The 18,144-nt window shown below is 72.0% G+C and carries 16 protein-coding genes, 1 tRNA gene and 1 pseudogene; 5 read left to right on the forward strand and 13 right to left on the reverse strand.

The features are described 5' to 3' along the window. A complete protein-coding gene (locus ACODT5_RS33715; RefSeq protein WP_422522877.1) occupies window positions 1–1,056 on the reverse strand; it encodes an energy-coupling factor ABC transporter permease in 1,056 nt (351 codons plus the stop codon). Between the two features lie 194 nt (window positions 1,057–1,250). Between ACODT5_RS33715 and ACODT5_RS33720 the strand changes: the two genes are divergently transcribed. Beyond that, window positions 1,251–1,715 (forward strand): SsgA family sporulation/cell division regulator, encoded by a 465-nt coding sequence (locus ACODT5_RS33720; RefSeq protein WP_422522878.1) that lies wholly within the window; start codon window positions 1,251–1,253, stop codon window positions 1,713–1,715. Between the two features lie 105 nt (window positions 1,716–1,820). On the opposite strand, the gene ACODT5_RS33725 is transcribed toward ACODT5_RS33720, so the two are convergent. Both ACODT5_RS33725 and ACODT5_RS33730 read right to left on the reverse strand, forming a co-directional pair. After that, window positions 1,821–4,028 carry an MMPL family transporter gene (locus ACODT5_RS33725; RefSeq protein ID WP_422522879.1) on the reverse strand — a complete coding sequence of 736 codons (2,208 nt, stop codon included), beginning with the start codon at window positions 4,026–4,028 and terminating at the stop codon, window positions 1,821–1,823. 144 nt (window positions 4,029–4,172) lie between these two features. Beyond that, window positions 4,173–4,763 (reverse strand): TetR/AcrR family transcriptional regulator, encoded by a 591-nt coding sequence (locus ACODT5_RS33730; protein WP_274553102.1) that lies wholly within the window; start codon window positions 4,761–4,763, stop codon window positions 4,173–4,175. Window positions 4,764–4,973: 210 nt separating this feature from the next. Here ACODT5_RS33730 and ACODT5_RS33735 point away from each other — a divergent pair, with 210 nt between their 5' ends. Beyond that, window positions 4,974–8,270 carry a S41 family peptidase gene (locus tag ACODT5_RS33735; protein WP_422522880.1) on the forward strand — a complete coding sequence of 1,099 codons (3,297 nt, stop codon included), beginning with the start codon at window positions 4,974–4,976 and terminating at the stop codon, window positions 8,268–8,270. Window positions 8,271–8,373: 103 nt separating this feature from the next. Here the strand turns inward: ACODT5_RS33735 and ACODT5_RS33740 are convergent, their stop codons facing one another. The 4 genes from ACODT5_RS33740 to ACODT5_RS33755 form a co-directional block, all read right to left on the reverse strand. Further along, the gene (locus ACODT5_RS33740) at window positions 8,374–8,532 is read right to left on the reverse strand and encodes a hypothetical protein (protein WP_422522881.1); all 159 of its coding nucleotides are present in this window, start codon (window positions 8,530–8,532) and stop codon (window positions 8,374–8,376) included. A gap of 78 nt (window positions 8,533–8,610) precedes the next feature. Next, window positions 8,611–9,495 (reverse strand): SDR family oxidoreductase, encoded by an 885-nt coding sequence (locus tag ACODT5_RS33745; RefSeq protein WP_385377840.1) that lies wholly within the window; start codon window positions 9,493–9,495, stop codon window positions 8,611–8,613. After that, a complete protein-coding gene (locus tag ACODT5_RS33750; RefSeq protein ID WP_422522882.1) occupies window positions 9,492–10,469 on the reverse strand; it encodes an alpha/beta fold hydrolase in 978 nt (325 codons plus the stop codon). The genes ACODT5_RS33745 and ACODT5_RS33750 overlap by 4 nt, the downstream gene beginning before the upstream one ends. Continuing rightward, entirely contained in the window at window positions 10,466–12,052 is a 1,587-nt protein-coding gene (locus tag ACODT5_RS33755) for a flavin-containing monooxygenase (protein WP_422522883.1), read from the reverse strand. The genes ACODT5_RS33750 and ACODT5_RS33755 overlap by 4 nt, the downstream gene beginning before the upstream one ends. A 155-nt stretch (window positions 12,053–12,207) precedes the next feature. On the opposite strand from ACODT5_RS33755, the gene ACODT5_RS33760 reads away from it, so the two are divergent. Then, window positions 12,208–12,960: a MerR family transcriptional regulator gene (locus tag ACODT5_RS33760; protein WP_422522884.1), complete on the forward strand. Its 753-nt coding sequence runs from the start codon at window positions 12,208–12,210 to the stop codon at window positions 12,958–12,960. On the opposite strand, the gene ACODT5_RS33765 is transcribed toward ACODT5_RS33760, so the two are convergent. Continuing rightward, window positions 12,942–13,745: an exodeoxyribonuclease III gene (locus ACODT5_RS33765; protein WP_422522885.1), complete on the reverse strand. Its 804-nt coding sequence runs from the start codon at window positions 13,743–13,745 to the stop codon at window positions 12,942–12,944. The genes ACODT5_RS33760 and ACODT5_RS33765 overlap by 19 nt on opposite strands. Before the next feature lie 38 nt (window positions 13,746–13,783). Between ACODT5_RS33765 and ACODT5_RS33770 the strand changes: the two genes are divergently transcribed. Together ACODT5_RS33770 and ACODT5_RS33775 are read left to right on the forward strand one after the other, a co-directional pair. Then, the gene (locus tag ACODT5_RS33770) at window positions 13,784–14,284 is read left to right on the forward strand and encodes a GNAT family N-acetyltransferase (protein WP_422522886.1); all 501 of its coding nucleotides are present in this window, start codon (window positions 13,784–13,786) and stop codon (window positions 14,282–14,284) included. A gap of 91 nt (window positions 14,285–14,375) precedes the next feature. After that, window positions 14,376–14,957: pseudogene (locus ACODT5_RS33775) on the forward strand (TIGR04222 domain-containing membrane protein); the annotation flags it as partial. 84 nt (window positions 14,958–15,041) lie between these two features. Here ACODT5_RS33775 and ACODT5_RS33780 read toward each other — a convergent pair. The 5 genes from ACODT5_RS33780 to moaC all read right to left on the reverse strand — a co-directional run bounded on the left by ACODT5_RS33780 (window position 15,042) and on the right by moaC (window position 18,090). After that, window positions 15,042–15,115 (reverse strand) — tRNA-Ala (locus tag ACODT5_RS33780). A gap of 78 nt (window positions 15,116–15,193) precedes the next feature. Continuing rightward, window positions 15,194–16,210 (reverse strand): divisome protein SepX/GlpR, encoded by a 1,017-nt coding sequence (gene sepX / locus ACODT5_RS33785; RefSeq protein ID WP_422522887.1) that lies wholly within the window; start codon window positions 16,208–16,210, stop codon window positions 15,194–15,196. A 157-nt stretch (window positions 16,211–16,367) separates the two neighbouring features. Then, window positions 16,368–16,988, reverse strand: coding sequence for a GNAT family N-acetyltransferase (locus tag ACODT5_RS33790; RefSeq protein ID WP_422522888.1), 621 nt, complete (start codon window positions 16,986–16,988; stop codon window positions 16,368–16,370). Between the two features lie 17 nt (window positions 16,989–17,005). Next, window positions 17,006–17,509, reverse strand: coding sequence for a MogA/MoaB family molybdenum cofactor biosynthesis protein (locus ACODT5_RS33795; RefSeq protein ID WP_422525122.1), 504 nt, complete (start codon window positions 17,507–17,509; stop codon window positions 17,006–17,008). A gap of 77 nt (window positions 17,510–17,586) precedes the next feature. Further along, window positions 17,587–18,090, reverse strand: coding sequence for a cyclic pyranopterin monophosphate synthase MoaC (gene moaC / locus ACODT5_RS33800; protein ID WP_243335354.1), 504 nt, complete (start codon window positions 18,088–18,090; stop codon window positions 17,587–17,589). Window positions 18,091–18,144: the final 54 nt, after the last annotated feature.

An 18,144-nucleotide genomic window follows, 5' to 3' on the forward strand; every position in this document is an offset into this window, starting at 1 on the left:
TCAGGCGGCCGGTACGGCCGTGGAGGCGGCCGTCAGGTCGGTGGCGCGGCGGCGGCGGACGGTCCAGAACACGCCGGTGCCGACCAGGACGGTCGCGCCCACGCCGATGATGCCGGCGAGGCCGCCGGAGAGGCGGGCGTCGGAGACGTCCTTGACGCCGTAGTCGGCGAGCGGGGAGTCGGCGGCCGCGTGCTCGGTGACCTTCTGGTCGATGCCGTTGTCGGCGGCGACCTTCTCCAGTCCGTCGGGGCTGGAGGAGGCGTAGAAGGAGACGAAGCCGGCCAGGGCCAGCGCGGCGACCAGGCCGGTGATCCAGACGGGCTTCGTGGAGCGGGCGGCGGCGGGCACGGCGGCCGGGGCGGCGGGGGCGTCGACCAGTTCGCCGCCGACGCGCAGCTTCAGCGGGGTGGACAGGCCGCGGGCGCCGTGGACGAGGTCGGGGCGGACGGCGATCACGGCGCCGACGGTGGCGGCGGTGATGACGGCCTCGCCGATGCCGATGAGGACGTGGACTCCGACCATGGCCCCGAACACCTTGGCCAGCGGGACGTCGGTGGTGCCGCCGAGGGCGAAGAGGAGGGTGAAGAAGGCGGCCGCGGCGGGCACGGACAGCAGGGCTCCGGCGAAGGCGGCGACGGTGACCGAGCGGCGGCCGTCGGGCAGCAGCTTGACCAGCCCGCGGAAGACGGCGTAGGCGACGACCACGGTGACGACGCCCATGGTGACGATGTTGACGCCGAGGGCGGTCAGGCCGCCGTCGGCGAACAGGAGGCCCTGCATGAGCAGGACCACGGACACGCACAGCACGCCCGTGTAGGGGCCGACGAGGATCGCCGCGAGCGCGCCTCCCAGAAGGTGGCCGCTTGTTCCGGCCGCGACGGGGAAGTTGAGCATCTGTACGGCGAAGATGAATGCGGCGACGAGGCCGGCGAGCGGCGCGGTGCGCTCGTCGAGCTCCCGGCGGGCGCCACGGAGGCTGACCGCCACGGCTCCGGCGGCGGCGACACCTGCGGCAATGGAGACGGGGGCATCGATGAAGCCGTCGGGCACATGCATGGTTCTGCTCCGCTTCTGCGGTCCGGCGAGCGGTCCGTTGAGCTGACAAAGTCTTTAACCGTTCAAGAATAGGGCCTTCTTGCGAACAGTTGGCAAGAGCGGTGGCGTCACAAATAGCTCCGCGCGGATTCGTGGGAATGTGCGAGGCTGGGGTCAATACGGACGCAAATGTTCCGATTCGAGGAGTCTTGTCGATGTCAGCCGCCGCCGAGAATCCATCCGCAGGTGCCACCGCGACCCGGGCCGCGACCACCACGGCCCCCCTCGGGGCCGCCTTCGTCGAGGCCCCCTTCATCGAGGCCCCCTTCATCGAAGAACGTGTCCGCGCCCGAGTGATCACCGACGATCCGCTCTACCGGGCCATTCCGGTCGCCCTGCGCTTCGTCCCCGACGAGCCCCTGGCCGTACGGATCGTCTTCCCCGCCGACCTCTCCCCCGAGGGCACCGACAACGAGTGGGTCTTCCCCCGCGCCCTCCTGGAAGCCGGCCTCCAGGCCCCGACCGGGACCGGCGACGTACGCGTCTGGCCCTGCGGACGCGTCCAGGCCGTCGTCGAGTTCCACTCCCCGGAGGGCGTCGCGGTGGTGCAGTTCGACATCGCCGCGCTGCGCCGCTTCCTGCGCCGTACGTACGCCCCCGCGCCCGCCGCCACCCGTTAGGCCCAGCCGGGCCCGCCGGATCCGGACCGCCCGGTCACGCGGAACGGCCCCGCACCTTTCGGTGCGGGGCCGTTCTGCGTGCTTGCCCGCCGGTGACCGAAGGGGTCAGGCGTTGGCCAGCTCGCGGTCCTTGTCGGGACCGGAGCCGTCCGAGGACTCACCGAGGTGCTTGCGCAGGCTCTCGCCCTCCACGTCCACGTTCGGCAGGATCCGGTCGAGCCACTTCGGCAGCCACCAGGCCTTGTGGCCGAGCAGTGCGAGGACGGCCGGGACGATGGTCATGCGGACGACGAAGGCGTCGAAGAAGACGGCGATGGCCAGGCCGAAGCCGATCATCTTCACCATCTGGTCGCTGGCGCCCATGAAGCCGGAGAACACCGCGATCATGATGACCGCCGCGGCCACGACCACCCGGGCGCTGTACTGGAACCCGGTGACGACGGCCTGGCCCGGCCGCTCCCCGTGGACGTACGCCTCGCGCATGCGGGTGACCAGGAAGACCTCGTAGTCCATGGCCAGACCGAAGACCACGCCGACCATGAAGATCGGCATCATCGACATGATCGGACCGGTCTGCTCCACCCCGAAGAGCGAGCCGAGCCAGCCCCACTGGAAGACCGCCACGACGGCGCCGAGGGCGGCGACCACCGAGAGCAGGAAGCCGAGCGCCGCCTTGAGCGGGACCAGGATCGAGCGGAAGACGAGCATCAGCAGCAGGAAGGCGAGGCCGACGACGAGTGCCAGGTAGGGCAGCAGGGCGTCGTTCATCTTCTGCGAGAAGTCGATGTTCATCGCGGTCGCGCCGGTGACGAACACCTTGCCGCTGTCGCTGCCCTCGCGGATCTCGTGGACCAGGTTCTCGGTCTCCACGGAGGACGGGCGGTCCTTCGGGACGACCGTGATGACGGCGGCGTCCTTGGCCTCGTTCTGGGTGGCCGGCATGACCGCGGCCACGCCGTCCAGGCCCTTGATCCGCTCGACCGTCTGGTCGGCGAGCGCCTTGTCCCCGTCCACGACGACCATCAGCGGGCCGTTGAAGCCGGGACCGAAGCCCTCGGAGAGCATGTCGTACGCCTGGCGCTGGGTGGTGGACACCGGCTGGGCGCCGTCGTCCGGCAGGCCCATCTCCAGCTTGCTGGCCGGGATCGCGATGATGCCGAGGCCGATCACGCCCGCGAGCAGCACCATGACGGGGCGGCGCAGGATGAAGCGGGCCCAGCGGGTGCCGCCGTTGGGCTTGGGCTCGGCGCCTTCGGCGGCCGCCTTGCCCTTGCCGAGGAAGCGGGACTTCGTACCGGCGGGCAGCACCTTCTTGCCGGCGAATCCGAGCATGGCCGGGACCAGCGTCAGGGCGACGAGGACCGCGAGGACCACGGTGCCGGCAGCGGCGAAGCCCATCTTGCTGAGCATCGGGATGTTGACGACGGCCAGGCCCACGAGGGCGATGACCACGGTCAGACCGGCGAACACCACGGCGGAACCGGCGGTTCCGACGGCCCGTCCGGCGGCCTCGTCGCGCTCACGGCCCTCGGCGAGCTCCGCGCGGTAGCGGGAGACGATGAAGAGGGCGTAGTCGATGCCGACCGCGAGGCCGATCATCATCGCGAGGGTGGAGGTGGTGGACCCGAGGTCCAGCACGTTGGCCAGCGCGGTGATGGAGGAGATGCCGATGCCCACGCCGATCAGCGCGGTCAGCAGCGGCAGTCCCGCGGCGATGAGCGAGCCGAAGGTGATGACGAGGACGATCGCGGCGATCGCGATGCCGATGATCTCGCCGGAGCCCGTCTCGGGGGCGGCCTGCAGGGCGTCGCCGCCGATCTGCACGTTCAGGCCGTCGGCCTTGGCGGCCGTGGCGGATTCCGTGAGGGCCTCGCGGGTGGCGTCCGTCAGCTCCATGCCGCTGACCTTGTACTTGACGCTCACATAGGCGGTGGAGCCGTCCTGGCTGATGGCCTTGGCCTCGTACGGGCTGGTGACCGAGGAGATCTGGTCCTTGCCCGGACCGTCCTTCAGCTCGCTGACGATCTTCTCGACCTGGGGCTTGACCGCCGCGGAGTCGACCTTCTCGCCGGCCGGGGTCTTGATCACGATGCGGGCGGTGGCGCCGTCGGCGGCCATCCCCGGGAAGCGCTGGTCCAGCAGGTCGAAGGCCTTCTGGGCCTCCGTGCCGGGTATGGAGAACGAGCCTGAGGTGGGTGTGGACGCGGTTGCCGCGCCGAAACCGGCGACGAACAGCAGCGCCACCCAGACGAGGGCGACGAATCGGCGGCGCCGGAAGGCGCCCCTGCCGAGTCGGTAGAGGAAGGTGGCCACGTCGGTGGTTCTCCCGTTCGGGTCGTGGGATGGATCAGGGCATGGAATGCCGTTCCGACGACGAGAGCGGCGTGTCAGGAGAGGCAGGATTCGAGCGCGGGGACAGCGCGTGCGGGCGGCTGCCGGGTGAGCAGCCGGGCAGGATCAGACGCCGAGGGCGGGGAAGACCACGGCGTCGATGAAGTCACCGAGGAAGGTCCGGTCGACGGACCGGTCCTCGATGAGCGGAAGGGCGATGAACGCCCCGATGAGCATGTGCGGCACGAAGGCCAGGGCCGGACAGTCCGGAGCGATCTCGCCCCGGTCCACCGCCCTTTGCAGCATCTCTTGCAGACCGTTGATCTCCGGATCGACCAGCAGGTCCCGCAGCGCCTTGTGGAGCTCGGGGCTCTCGTGCACCGCGTGGGTCAGGCCCCGCATCAGCGCGGTGTCCTTCGCCATCTGGGCGTCGTCGGAGTTCTCGATCATGACCCCGAAGTCCCCGCGGATGCTGCCCGTGTCGATCTCCCGGAGGGAGACCGGCTGGGTGCAGCGCAGGGCCTTCGCGACGAGCTCGGGCTTGCTCCCCCACTGGCGGTAGAGGGTGGCCTTGCTGGACTTCGTACGGGCGGCGACCGCGTCCATGGTCAGCGCCTCGTAGCCGACTTCGCGCAGGAGGTCCAGGACCGCCCCGTGGAGTTCGGCTTCCCGTTCGGGGGTGATCCGGCTTCGACGCGACATGACCTCTTCGACCATCTCGGCGTCTCCTCCCGACCTTGCCCAACCGAACGAAACCGTTTCGTACGGATAGACCATACCCCGCCCACCCAACGAAACGAAACCGTTCCGTTTCGCTGGGCGAGTGGTGTCGGTCACGTGGCGACCATCGGCCGCCGCCCCCGCGGGAAGCCCCATGGATCACCTGTACGAGTTGCCAGCCCCCCTCCGCGCGGAAAGCATTGGGGGGTGAGTCACGACGCGGTGTACCTCCGGTTCCCCCATCTCCACGACGATCTGCTGTGCTTCGCCACCGAGGACGATCTCTGGGTGGCGCCCCTGGTTCCTCCCGGAGAGCCCGCCGGCCGGGCCTGGCGGATCACCGTCGACCGGACCCGGGTGGGCCACCCCCGGTTCTCCCCCGACGGCAAGCACATCGCCTTCACCACCTGGCGCAGCCTCGACCCCGAGATCCACCTCGCCCCCGTCGCGGGCGGCCCGGCGCGCCGCCTCAGCTACTGGGGCTCCACCGACACCCGGGTCTGCGGCTGGACCCCGCCCGACAAGGACGGCCGCAGCGACATCCTGGCCGTCTCCTCGCACGGCCAGCCCTTCTCCTACTTCGCATGGGCGTACACCCTGCCCACCGACGGCAGCCCCGGCGGCCGGCTCCCCTGGGGGCCCGTCTCCGACATCGCCGTCCACGAGGAGGCCTCCGAGGGTGAGGAGCCCGGCGAGCGGCGCACCCTGCTGCTGACGGGCAAGCCCCCGCACGAGCCCGCCGCGTGGAAGCGCTACCGCGGCGGCGCCACCGGCCGGCTGTGGCTGCACGGCGAGCGGCTGCTGGAGGGCATCGAAGGCCACCTGGACTCGCCGATGTTCGTGGACGGCCGGATCGCCTTCCTCTCCGACCACGAGGGCATCGGCAACGTCTACTCCTGCCTGCCCGACGGCACGGACCTGCGCCGGCACACCGACCACGAGGAGTTCTACGCCCGGCACGCCTCCAGCGACGGCTCCCGGATCGTCTACCAGTGCGCCGGCGACCTGTGGATCGTCGAGTCGCTGGCTCCGGGCGCCGCCCCGCGCAAGCTGGAAGTCCGCCTCGGCGGCCCCCGCGCGGGCCGCCGCACCTACCAGGTCCCGGCCGCCAGCCACGTCGACTCCCTCTCCGTCGACACCACCGGGCGGGCCAGCGCCGTCGTCGTGCGCGGCAGCCTGTACTGGCTCACGCACCGCGACGGGCCCGCCCGCACCATCGCCGACACCCCGGGCGTACGGGTCCGCCTGCCCGAGATGCTCGGCAGCGGCGGGCAGGTGGCGTACGTGACCGACGCGGAGGGCGAGGACGCGATCGAGATCGCCTACCTCCCGCGCGCCTCGGGCGACCGCGAGCCGCGCCGGCTCGCCTCGGGCGCGCTGGGCCGCGTACTGGAACTGCTCTCCGATCCGGACGGGGAACGGCTCGCGATCGCCTCCAACGACGGGCGGCTGCTGCTGATCGACGCTACCGAGGAGTCCAACGGGGAAGCCAGCGAACTGATCCGGTCCGAGAACGGGCCCGTCACCGACCTCGCCTTCTCCCCCGACGGCGACTGGCTGACCTGGTCGCACCCGGGCATCGGCCGCTCGCTGCGCCAGATCAAGATGGCCCGGATCTCCGGGCCCGGCGCGCACACGATCGTGGACGTCACCAACGGCCGCTTCGAGGACGAGAATCCGGTCTTCACCCGGGACGGGCGCTACCTCGCCTTCCTGTCCTGGCGCGGTTTCGACCCCGTCTACGACGTCCACACCGGCGACCTGTCCTTCCCGCTGGGCTGCCGCCCGTACCTGGTGCCGCTGTCCTCGGCCACCCCCTCCCCCTTCGCCTTCTCCCCCGACGGGCGCCCGGCGGCGGGCGGCCTCGACCCGGTCGAGGGGGACTCGGAGTCCGGCGACGGAGCGGTCACCGTGGAGGTGGAGGGCCTGGAGAGCCGGGTGACGCCCTTCCCGGTGTCGGCCTCCAAGTACTCCGCCCTGTACCCGGTGCACGGCGGCGGGCTGGTGTGGCTGCGCTGGCCGATCTCGGGCGCGCTCGGCGAGACCTTCGCCAACCCGGCCGACGTCAGCGGCAAGCCGACGCTGGAGTACTTCGACCTCACGAAGGCCCGCAAGACGGAGCTGGCCTCCGGGCTGGACTGGTTCGCGGTCAGCGGCGACGGCACCCGGCTCGTGGTCAACGAGGACGGCGACCTGCGCGCGGTCCCGGCCACCGAGTCGGGCGACAGCGACTCCACCGTCTACCTGGACCTGCGGCGCATCCTGCACGAGGTGGACCCGGCGGCCGAGTGGCGCCAGGCCTACGAGGAGGCGGGGCGGCTCATCCGCGCCTACTTCTGGGAGCCCGGGATGTGCGGCATCGACTGGGACGGAGTGCTGCGCCAGTACCGCTCCCTCGTCGAACGGGTCGCCTCCCCCGACGAGTTCGCCGACCTGATGCGCGAGGTCCTCGGCGAGCTCGGCACCTCGCACGCCTACGTGTCACCGGCCCGCCGCAACGAAGGGCCCCCGCACTACCAGCGGGCCATCGGCCTGCTCGGCGCCAACCTCTTCCCCCGCGACGGGGCCTGGGTCGTCGGCCGGATCCTGCCCGGCGAATCCTCCGACTCCAAGGCCCGCTCCCCGCTCGCGGGCACCGGCATCCGCGAGGGCGCGGTCCTCACCCACGTGGACGGCCGGCCGGTGGACCCAATCACCGGGCCGTACCCGCTGCTGTCGGCGGCCGGCGGCACCACCGTGGAGCTCACCTTCGAACCCGCCGAGGGACAGGGCCGCGCCCGCCGCGTGGCGGTCGTCCCGCTGATCGACGACCGCCCGCTGCGCTACCAGGACTGGGTGGCCAAACGCCGCGAGGTGGTCAAGGAGGTCAGCGAAGGCCGCTGCGGCTACCTGCACATCCCCGACATGGGCGGCTCGGGCTGGGCGCAGTTCAACCGCGACCTGCGCGCCGAGATGTCCAAGCCGGCCCTGCTCGTGGACGTGCGCGGCAACGCCGGCGGGCACATCAGCGAGCTCGTGGTGGAGAAGCTCACCCGCTCGATCCTCGGCTGGGACCTCACCCGCAACGCGCAGCCCGTCTCCTACGCCTCCAACGCGCCCCGGGGCCCGATCGTGGCCCTGGCCGACGAGGCGACCTCCTCCGACGGGGACATGATCACGGCCGCCTTCAAGCTGCTGGGGCTCGGCCCGGTCGTCGGCCAGCGCACCTGGGGCGGGGTGGTCGGCATGACCGGCCGGCACACCCTCGGCGACGGCACGGTGATCACGGTGCCGATGAACGCGGCCTGGTTCCCCGAGTACGGCTGGTCCGTGGAGAACCAGGGCGTGGAGCCCGACCTCCCCATCCTGCGCACCCCGCTCGACTGGGCGGAGGGCCGGCACGCGCAGCTCGACGACGCCGTGCACCTGGCACTGGAGCTGCTGGAACAGGACCCGGCGGCGGTACCGCCCGGCTACACGGACGTACCGGACCGGCGCCGGCCGAAGCTGCCGCCGCGGGAGTGACCGGGCGGGGGTGACTGCGCGGGGCGGGCGACCGTAGGGCATGCGAAAGGGGTGCGACCCGGGAACGGCGGGTCGCACCCCTCAGTGCGTTATACGGATTCCGCTACTTGTCGAAATTCTCGTCGAAGGTGTCGCGGGCCTTGTCCTTGGCCTGGTCGGCGGCCTGCGAGGCGCGCTCGGAGACCTCGTCCTGCTTGCCGGAGGCCTTCGCCTTCTCCGCGAGTTCCTTGGCCTTGTCCTGGAACTGGTCCCTGATGCCCATGTGTCCTCACTCCTGTAGCGGTGTTCGGTAAGGGGAACCCGACCAGTCTCACCCAGGTGGACATCACTCGCATTCCGGTCAGCGGCTCGGACTGCGCTCCTGCTCGTCCGCGGCCCCGCCGGCTCCCACAAGCCCCTTGGAAACACTGGCCAGTCGCGGTTCGAACCGCTTCATCTCGCGCTGTCCGACTGACGAGATGACCGCGGGCAGGTACCCGCGGATCCCCTGCATGCCGCGCAGCCACCACTGCGCGTAGACGTGCGCCGAGCGGCGCTCGATGCCCGCCACGATCCGGTCGACGGCCGGCCCCAGCGGGTAGGTCCGGTTCGACGGCCACGGCAGCCGCTGGCGCAGTTCGCGCATCACCTCGTCCTGGTCGGCGCCGCGCACCATGTCGGTGTCGGTCCAGGACAGGTAGCCGACGCCCACCTTGACCCCCTTGTAGCCGACCTCGGCGCTCAGGCAGTGCGCGAAGGCCTCGACCCCGGACTTGGAGGCGCAGTAGGCGGTCATCATCGGCGCCGGGGTGATCGCCGCGAGGGAGGCGATCTGCAGGAAGTAGCCGCGGCTCTCCATCAGCACGGGCAGGAAGGCGCGGGCGGTGACGGCGCCGCCGATGAGGTTGACCTCGATGACCCGGCGCCAGGCGTCGGGGTCGGAGTCCACGAAGGGCCCGCCGGAGGCGACGCCGGCGTTGGCGACGACTATGTCCACCTTGCCGAAGCGCTGCTTGACCTCCTGCGCGACCCGGGCCATGGCCTCGTGGTCGGTGACGTCGGCGTACCAGTGGTCGCTGTCGGTGTGCAGCCGCTCGGAGACCTCCTTGAGCGCCTCGGGCTCCAGGCCCACGAGGGCGACCTTCGCGCCGCGTGCGGACAGTTTGCGGGCGAGCAGTTCACCGACCCCGCGCGCGGCCCCCGTGACGACGGCGACCTGGCCTTCCAGACTCCTGCGAGCGCTCACGGCGTCTTCTCCTTGGCGGGCTTGTGGTGCGGGGAGTTCGGGGCGGCGGCGGTGTCGGCGACGTCCGCGGCGAGGTACACCTCGGCGAGCTCGCGCACCGCGGCGGTGACGGCCTCCGGGGCCTCGATCGGGCTCATGTGCCCCACCCCGGTCAGTTCGGTGAGCCCCACGCAGTTCGGCAGCGCGGCCGCCAGCCCCCGGGCGTGCACGATCGGGGTCAGCCGGTCGCTCTTGCCGCCGAGGACGGCGGTGGGCACGGTGAGCGAGGCGAGTTGAGCGTCCAGGTCCAGGGTGGCCAGCACCCCTGACCAGGCGTGCCGCACCGGAGTGGGGCACGCGTGGACGATGCGCGCGCAGGCCTCGACCTTGTCCGGCGCGGAGCCGGGGCCCATCGTGGCGTACCTGAGCACCTTGCGGGCGACGGGCGTGACGGGCCCGAGCGGAGCCCGGGATCCGAGGACCGCCCCGGTGATACGGGTCCTCGCGCGGCCGGCGCGCCACGGCAGGACCTGCGCCTCCTCGACCAGCCGGGCACTGCCGGTGCTGCACAGCAGCGCGGCCGCGGCGTGCTCGGCGAACTCCGGCCGGGCGGCGGCGGCCATGACCGTCATCCCGCCCATGGAGTGGCCCGCGACGACGGCCTTCTCGCCGGGGGCGAGGGTGGCCTCCAGGACGGCGACCAGGTCGTCGGCGAGGGCGGCGGTGCCGTAACCGGAGCGGACGCCGGCCGGGCTGCGGCCGTGACCCCGCTGGTCGTAGGCGATGACCCGGTGCCCGGTGGACAGGGCCCGTACCTGCGCGGCCCAGAAGGCGGTGGAACAGGTCCAGCCGTGCGCGAGCACGATGGCCGGAGCCCCGTCCTCGCCGTGCACCTCGACGTGCAGGCGCGAACCGTCGGCGGAGGTGACGACCAGCTCCCGGCGCGCGGCCGGCGGGGCGTAGGGCCCCGCGGTCACGTGCGTCAGGCGGCTCACGCGGCCCCCTCCGGCGCCGCTTCGGCCGCACCGGCCGCACCGGCCGCACCGGCCACCGGGACCCGCTCGCGCTCGCGGCCCCGTACGACCTCGTACTCGCGCAGGTCCACACCCAGCGTCTCCCGGCGGAACTCCCCGGTGGTGCCCGGCCAGACCGTGGTGTTGCGGCCCTGCGCGTCCAGGTACCAGCTGGTGCAGCCGCCGGTGTTCCACACGGTCCGCTCCATGCGGGCCTGGACCTGCCGGTTCCAGGCGTTGATCGCGGACGGCCGCGCGGCGAGGGCCACCTTCCCGCCCAGACTGCTTCCACCGAGGAGGGCCAGCTGGCGCATGTAGTCCGCCATGTAGTTCAGCTGCGATTCGATCATCAGGATCATCGAGCTGTTCCCGAGCCCGGTGTTCGGCCCGATGATCGTCATCCAGTTCGGAAAGCCCGCCGCGGTGGCCCCGCGCAGCGACTGCATCCCGTCCTTCCAGACCTCCGCGAGGGTCTTGCCGTCCACGCCCACCACCCGGTCCGCGATCGGCATGTCCGTCACGTGGAAGCCGGTGCCGAAGACGATCGCGTCGACCTCGGTCTCGGTCCCGTCGGCCGCGACCAGCACCGAGCCCCGGATCTCCTTCAGCCCGGAGGCGACGAGGTCCACGTTGGGCCGGGCGAGCGCCGGGTAGTACTCGCTCGACAGCAGGATCCGCTTGCAGCCGATGCGGTACGAGGGCGTCAGCTTGGCCCGCAGCTCCGGGTCCTTGATCGAGCGGCCCATGTTCGCCTTGGCGAGCGATTCGATCAGCCCGAGCTGGTTGGGCCTCTTGGTGAAGGCACTGACCTGGAGTTCCCGTATCCCCCACAGCAGCCCGCGGCGGGCCGCCCGGGTGAAGGGGAGCTGGCGGTGCAGCCAGCGCTCCACGGAGGTGATCGCCCGGTCGGTGCGCGGCATCACCCACGGCGGGGTGCGCTGGAAGAGGGTGAGCCGCTCCACCTCGGGCGCGATGGCGGGCACGATCTGGATGGCGGAGGCGCCCGTACCGATCATGGCGACGCGCTTGCCGCGCAGGTCGTAGTCGTGGTCCCAGCGGGCGGAGTGGAAGACCTTGCCCGGGAAGCCGGCCAGTCCGGGTATCTCCGGCATCTTCGGGTCCGACAGCGGCCCGGTGGCGGAGACGACCACGTCGGCGGTGAGGTCCCCGCCCGAGGTCTCTATCTCCCACCGCATCGCGTCCGCGTCCCAGCGCATCATCCGGACCTCGTGGTTCAGCCGGATGTGGCGGCGCAGCCCGAAGGTGTCGGCCACGTGCTCCAGGTACTCCCTGATCGCGGGCTGCCCCGAGAAGGTGCGGGGCCAGTCGGGATTCGGTGCGAAGGAGAAGGAGTACAGGTGGGAGGGCACGTCGCAGGCGCACCCGGGGTAGTTGTTGTCCCGCCAGGTGCCGCCGACGGAGTCCGCGCGCTCCAGCACGACGAAGTCCGTGATCCCCTCGCGCCGCAGCCGCACCGCGGCGCCCAGCCCGCCGAACCCGGACCCGATCACCGCCACGCGTACGTGTTCGCGTTCCTGCTCGCGCCCGTCCATGCCACCGCCCATGCCAGCCACCTTCGGATGCCGATGCCAACGCCCATTCAGATGCTGCCAGCAATCACTGGCACAATCGGGAGAGTAGAGCAGCCCCGTACTCATGGGTAGGGGTCGCGCCGGGAAAGTTACCGGGAGTACGCCCTAGGCTTCCCACGTGCCGCACAATGCGACACAGGACGCCGTGCACCCCGATCGAAGCCACCTCCGCGACAGAAGCAAGGACCACAGTGCGCGAATACCGCACGGAAGAGCTGGCCGAGGCCGCCGGCATACCCGTACGCACCCTGCGCTTCTACCGTGAGCGCAAGCTCCTGCCGCCGCCCCGCCGCGAGGGCCGCATCGCCTGGTACGACGACCACCACCTGGCCCGGCTGCGCACCATCGCCGCCCTGCTGGAGCGCGGCCACACCCTCGGCGGGATAGCCGAGCTGACCGTCGCCTTCGAAAACGGCCGCGACGTCGGCCAGCTGGGTGAGCTGCTCGGCATCGGCTGGTCCGAGGAGACCCCGGTCCGCCTGACGCCCGAGGCCCTCGCCGACTACTTCGAGGGCGAGGTCACCCCGGAGAACCTGGCGACCTCCCTCGACCTCGGCTACCTGGCCACCGACGGCGAGGAGATCGTGCACGTCAGCCGCCGGCTCCTGGACGTCTCCTCGGCGCTGGTCCGCGAGGGCGTACCGCTCGCGGCCGTCCTGGAGGCGGGCCGCCGGGTCCGCGAGCACACGGACGCGATGGCGGCCCTGTTCACCGAGCTCATCTCCACGCACATCTCGGAGGAAGCGGTCCCGCGCCTGCGCCCCCTGGCCAAGAGCGTGGTCGAGGCGGAACTCACGATGTCCATGGACCGCCTCCGCCCGCCGGCGCCGAGCCCCTCGCTGCCCTCGCCGCCCTCGTCGCCTCAGACGCCGAGCTCGTAGACCACGGTCACGGGCGCATGGTCGGACCACCGCTCGGGATGCGTCTCGGCCCGCTCCACGAACGCCTTGACGGCCTTCGCGGCCAGCCCCGGCGTCGCCACCTGCAGATCGATCCGCCAGCCGGCGTCGTTGTCGAAGGCCCGCCCGCGGTAGGACCACCAGGAGTAGGGCCCCTCGGTGTCCGGGTGCAGGCTCCGCACCACGTCCACGTACCCGGCGGTGCCGTAGACCTGCCCGAGCCACTCGCGCTCCTCGGGGAGGAAGCCGGCGTTCTTCCGGTTGGTCTTCCAGTTCTTCAGGTCGGCTTCCTGGTGGCAGATGTTCCAGTCACCGCACACGACGACCTCCCGCCCGTCCTCGGCCGCCCGCACCTTGAGCGCCTGCAGGTAGGTGAGGAACTCCCCCATGAACCGGTACTTCTCGTCCTGCTTCTCGGTCCCGGCCTCCCCGGAGGGCAGGTAGAGGCTGGCGACGGTCACACCGGGCAGGTCGACCTCCAGGTACCGCCCACTACTGTCGAACTCTTCGCTCCCGAATCCGACCTGCACCCGCTCCGGCTCCCGCCGCGTGTACACCGCGACCCCGGCCCGCCCCTTGGCGGCGGCCGGCGCGAACACGGTGTGCCACCCCTCGGGCGCCCGCACCTCGTCCGGAATCTGCCCCTCCTCGGCCCGCACTTCCTGCAGGCAGACGACGTCGGCATCGGACCCGGCGAGCCACGGGGAGAACCCCTTCTTGGCGGCGGCGCGGATTCCGTTCACATTCACAGAGGTCACAGAGAACATCCCTGCACGATAGCCGGAGCGTTCCGTACGCTGTTCGGATGTCTCAGGAGATCCAGCTCCGCGCCGTGTCGTACGACCACCCGGACGCGGTCAAGCTCAATGACCAAGTACAGATCGAATACCAGGAGCGCTACGAGGGCGAGGGCGACGAAACCTTCCTCGACCCGGCGATGTTCGACCCGCCGAAGGGCCTCTACCTCCTCGCCTACGACGCTTCGGGCACCCCGGTCGCCAGCGGCGGCTGGCGCAGCCACGAGGCGAACGACGAGGGCTACGCGGACGGCGACGCCGAGCTGAAGCGCATGTACGTGGTCCCCGAGGCCCGCGGCCTGGGCCTGGCCCGCCGCATCCTCGCCGCCCTCGAGGCGGACGCCCGCGTGGCCGGCCGCGTGCGGATGGCCCTGGAAACCGGCGACCAGCAGCCCGAGGCCATCGCCCTCTACCTCTCCGAGGGCTACACCCTGACGGACGCCAAATTCGGTCACTACCGCTTCCACGACTCCAGCCGCTGCATGACGAAGCGGCTGAACCCGGCGTAGCCGGCCCGGGCCCTCCCCCGAACCTCAGATCGGCCTCTGAACTCCCCACCGCCGGGGTCGCCCCCCCGGCCACCGCGCCCACACTGGGCCGAGGACGTCACCACGACCCAGCGGGGGGACCGTGCACACCGATCCGAGCGTCTACGAACTGGCCCACCTGGCCGGCGGCCCCCAACGCGTCGCCGAAACCGCCCTGATCGCCCTGCGCGACCTCGGCGCGCTGACCATCACCGGCCCCCGCGTCCGCGCGACCTCGCCCACCCCGCCCGCCCCTCACCCGGTCGAAGCGGTGCTCACGGCGTTCTGCTCGCGCGGACGCGGCGTCGCGGACGCGATCGCGGTCGTGCGCGAGGCCCCGGAAACCGCGGAGATCGGACACCGGCTCCACACCCTCGGCCTCCTCGCCCGCTTCGGCCACCGCCCCACCCGCGCCGGCCGCCGACTGCTCGCGAAGGCCGAGTCTGCGGGCACGCACCCGGCCCACGTCTTCCAGGGCCCGTCCGCCATCGAGGACCGCCTCCTGCGCGGCCTGATCACCGGCACCCGCACCCCGACGGTCCTGGACCGCCTCAAACGCCGCCCTCCGGCCCTAGACCGCGACGGCAGCGGAAGCTGCGGCAGCGGTGGCGACTTCAGCGGCTTCGGCGGCGGCGGCTCCGGCAGCGATTCCTGACCCGAACGCAAAAGATCCCGCCCGGTCTTCCGACCGGACGGGATCTCGTGACGTTCTCGGGAGCAACCCGTGAACTGTCGTTTGTGGACCTGTGGGGATTTGAACCCCAGACCCCCTCGATGCGAACGAGGTGCGCTACCAGACTGCGCCACAGGCCCTTGCGACGTGTGAAACATTAGCATCCCCTCGCGGGTGCTCCAAAACCGGATTCGGGGAGCGTCCGCGCAGGTCATCGATCACTCGTTCGCGGCGCGCGGGCGCTCGTCGCCCTCGTACTGGTCGAAGAGCGGCGTACGGGCCGCGTCGCGCGGGCGGGTCCGCGGCGACGGGGGCGACGGCTGGGCGCGCAGGCGGGGTTCGGTCGGCTCGGCCGTGCTGGAGCGGGTCGCGCTCCAGGGGTCCGGGGTGGCCGGGCCGGTGGCGCGCGGGGCGACCGGGGCCGTCACGTACGTCGGCAGCGGCACCGGGACGGGCTCCCAGCTGTCACCGCGGGCGGGTCCGCGCTCGCGTTCGCGCTGCTGGTCCACCCACTCCGCGTGGTCGGTCTGTTCGACCAGGGCGCGCCGGCCGGCCTCCTGCGGGGAGACGGGTGGCGCGGGGTCCGGGTCGGAGCCCGCCGCGGCGGCATCTTCGGAGTGGCGGCGCCGCGGGCGGTTCTCGCGCAGGTGGCGGGCGGCCGCCTCGGCGCGCCGCCGGTCCATGGTGAACTCGTAGCGGCGCCGCTCCTGGACCCGCAGGTGCACGATGTACGTGCTCAGCAGCAGGGCGGGGACGGCCGGCGCCCACAGGTACTGGAGTCCGCCGACGGCGGCGGCGACCGCGCCGAGGGTGAAGATCAGGAAGAGCAGCGCGGTGGTGCGCCGGCGGCGTGCCAGGACGACCAGGCGCTGCTCGCGGCGGGCCCGCTCCACGCGGTCGGCCCGCTCGGAGGCGGCCGATCTCGGCTCGGCACGGGTCGGCGGGGGCACGACGACGGCCCGGGCGTCGGCGACGTCCACGGGTTTCACCGTTTCCGTCGCGGCGTCCGGGTCCGCGGGGGGCTGGGGCTGCGCCTCCTCGTCACCGCGCTCACGCAGGCCCTTGGCGTAACGGCGCTCCATTCCCGCCCGGCCGGAAAGCAGCCGGATGGCGGTGGAGAAGCGTTCCGTCGGACGAGCTTCGTTCAGCTCGTCCTGCCTCCGGAGCCACATGGGCACCAAGTAGGCGGCCCAGGCCCCGACAATGACTGCGTAGATGAGGCCGCTGCTGCTCACACCCCACACCGTAGAGGGGCGCGGCCGGGCGGATCCGCCAATTGGGACGGCGTGTCGCACGATCTCGCTGATATCACGGACTTTTTTTGTGATTCTTCGGATCAGGTTATGGGCGAATCGGTCATTGAGCGAAAGAATTCGAACAGATATCGGATTTCTATTGTCCGGGCGGCGTGGCGGGACCGTGCGGATGACGTTCGCGGTGCCAGCGGCGCAGCAGCCCCTCGCGCACTTCCTCCGCCGTCAGCGCGTACACGAGGTGGTCGCGCCAGGCCCCGTCGATGTGCAGGTACCGCGGGCGCAGTCCCTCCTCGCGGAAGCCGAGCTTCTCCACCACCCGACGGCTCGGACCGTTCTCCGGCCGGATGCAGACCTCGATGCGGTGCAGCCCGACCTTGGCGAAGCAGTGGTCCACCGCCAGCGCGACCGCCGTCGGCATCACGCCGCGGCCCGCCACGTCCCGGTCCACCCAGTAGCCGACGTGGCCCGCGCACATCGAGCCCCAGGTGATCCCGGCGACCGTCAGCTGGCCCACCAGGCGGCCCTGGTACTCGATGACGAAGGGCAGCATGCGCCCCGCGTTCGCCTCCGCCCGCAGGTGGCGCACCATCTGGCGGTACGTCGGCCGCTGGATCACCGGCCCCCAGGGCGCGGGCGGCGGGATCGTCGCCTCCCACGGCCGGAGCCAGTCGCGGTTGCGGCGGTTGACCTCGCGCCAGGCGGCCTGGTCCCGCAGCTTTATCGGCCGGAGCGAGACATCGCCGTCCGCCAGCACCACCGGCCAGGAGGGGCCGTTCAGCTCGGGCTCCCCGGCGGTCTGCCCCCGGGGCGAGGGTGGTCGCCGCCGCGGATCTGGTCGACGGCGTGCAGCAGGACGCGGGACAGGACCGCGATCCCGTCGCGGACGCCGCCCGTGGAACCGGGCAGGTTCACGATCAGGGTGCGCCCGGCCACGCCCGCCAGCCCCCGGGACAGGGCCGCGGTGGGCACCTTCGCCAGGGACTCGGCGCGAATCGCCTGCGGGATGCCCGGGATCTCGTAGTCCAGTACCCGGGCGGTGGCGTCGGGGGTCCGGTCGGTCGGCGAGATGCCGGTGCCGCCGGTGGTCAGGATGACGTCGTACGCGGCGGCCACGCCCTCGCGCAGGGCCGCCTCCACGGGGTCCCCGTCGGGGACCACGCGCGGGCCGTCCACCGCGAAGCCGAGCGCGCGCAGGCCCTCGGCGAGCACCGGGCCGCCCTTGTCCGCGTACACGCCCTGCGAGGCCCGGTTCGAAGCCGTGACCACCAGCGCGCGCAGCGAGGGGGCTCCGGGCGTCGCCGGCTCCGCCTCCTGGGCGTGGGCGTGGCTGTGGACCTCGCCGCCGCGGGGGGCGTTCACGAGCGCGCCCAGTCGCCGGACTTGCCGCCCGTCTTCTCCTCGACCCGCACGTCGGTGATGACCGCGCCCTTGTCGACGGCCTTGACCATGTCGATGACGGTGAGCCCGGCGACCGCGACGGCGGTCAGCGCCTCCATCTCGACGCCCGTACGGTCGGTGGTCTTGACGGTGGCGAGGATCTCGACGGCGTCGTCGGTGACCTTCAGGTCCACCTTCACCCCGGAGACGGCCAGCGGGTGGCACAGCGGGATCAGGTCGGGGGTCTTCTTCGCCCCCATGATCCCGGCGATCCGCGCGGTGGCGAGGGCATCGCCCTTGGGCACGCCCTCGCCCCGCAGCAGTTCGATGACCCGGGGGGAGACGAGCACGCGGCCGCTGGCCCGCGCCGTCCGGGTGGTGACGTCCTTCGCCGAGACGTCGACCATCCGGGCCGCGCCGGCCTCGTCGATGTGCGTCAGCCTGGTGCCGGCGGCGCCGCCGGCGCTGCTCTGCGTACTCATATCTGCGTGCCGCTCCCGTCCGGGCCCCGCAAGGGCCTGTGTGGTGCAACACGC

This window comes from Streptomyces tatrensis, from assembly GCF_049310065.1.
Classification (GTDB): domain Bacteria; phylum Actinomycetota; class Actinomycetes; order Streptomycetales; family Streptomycetaceae; genus Streptomyces.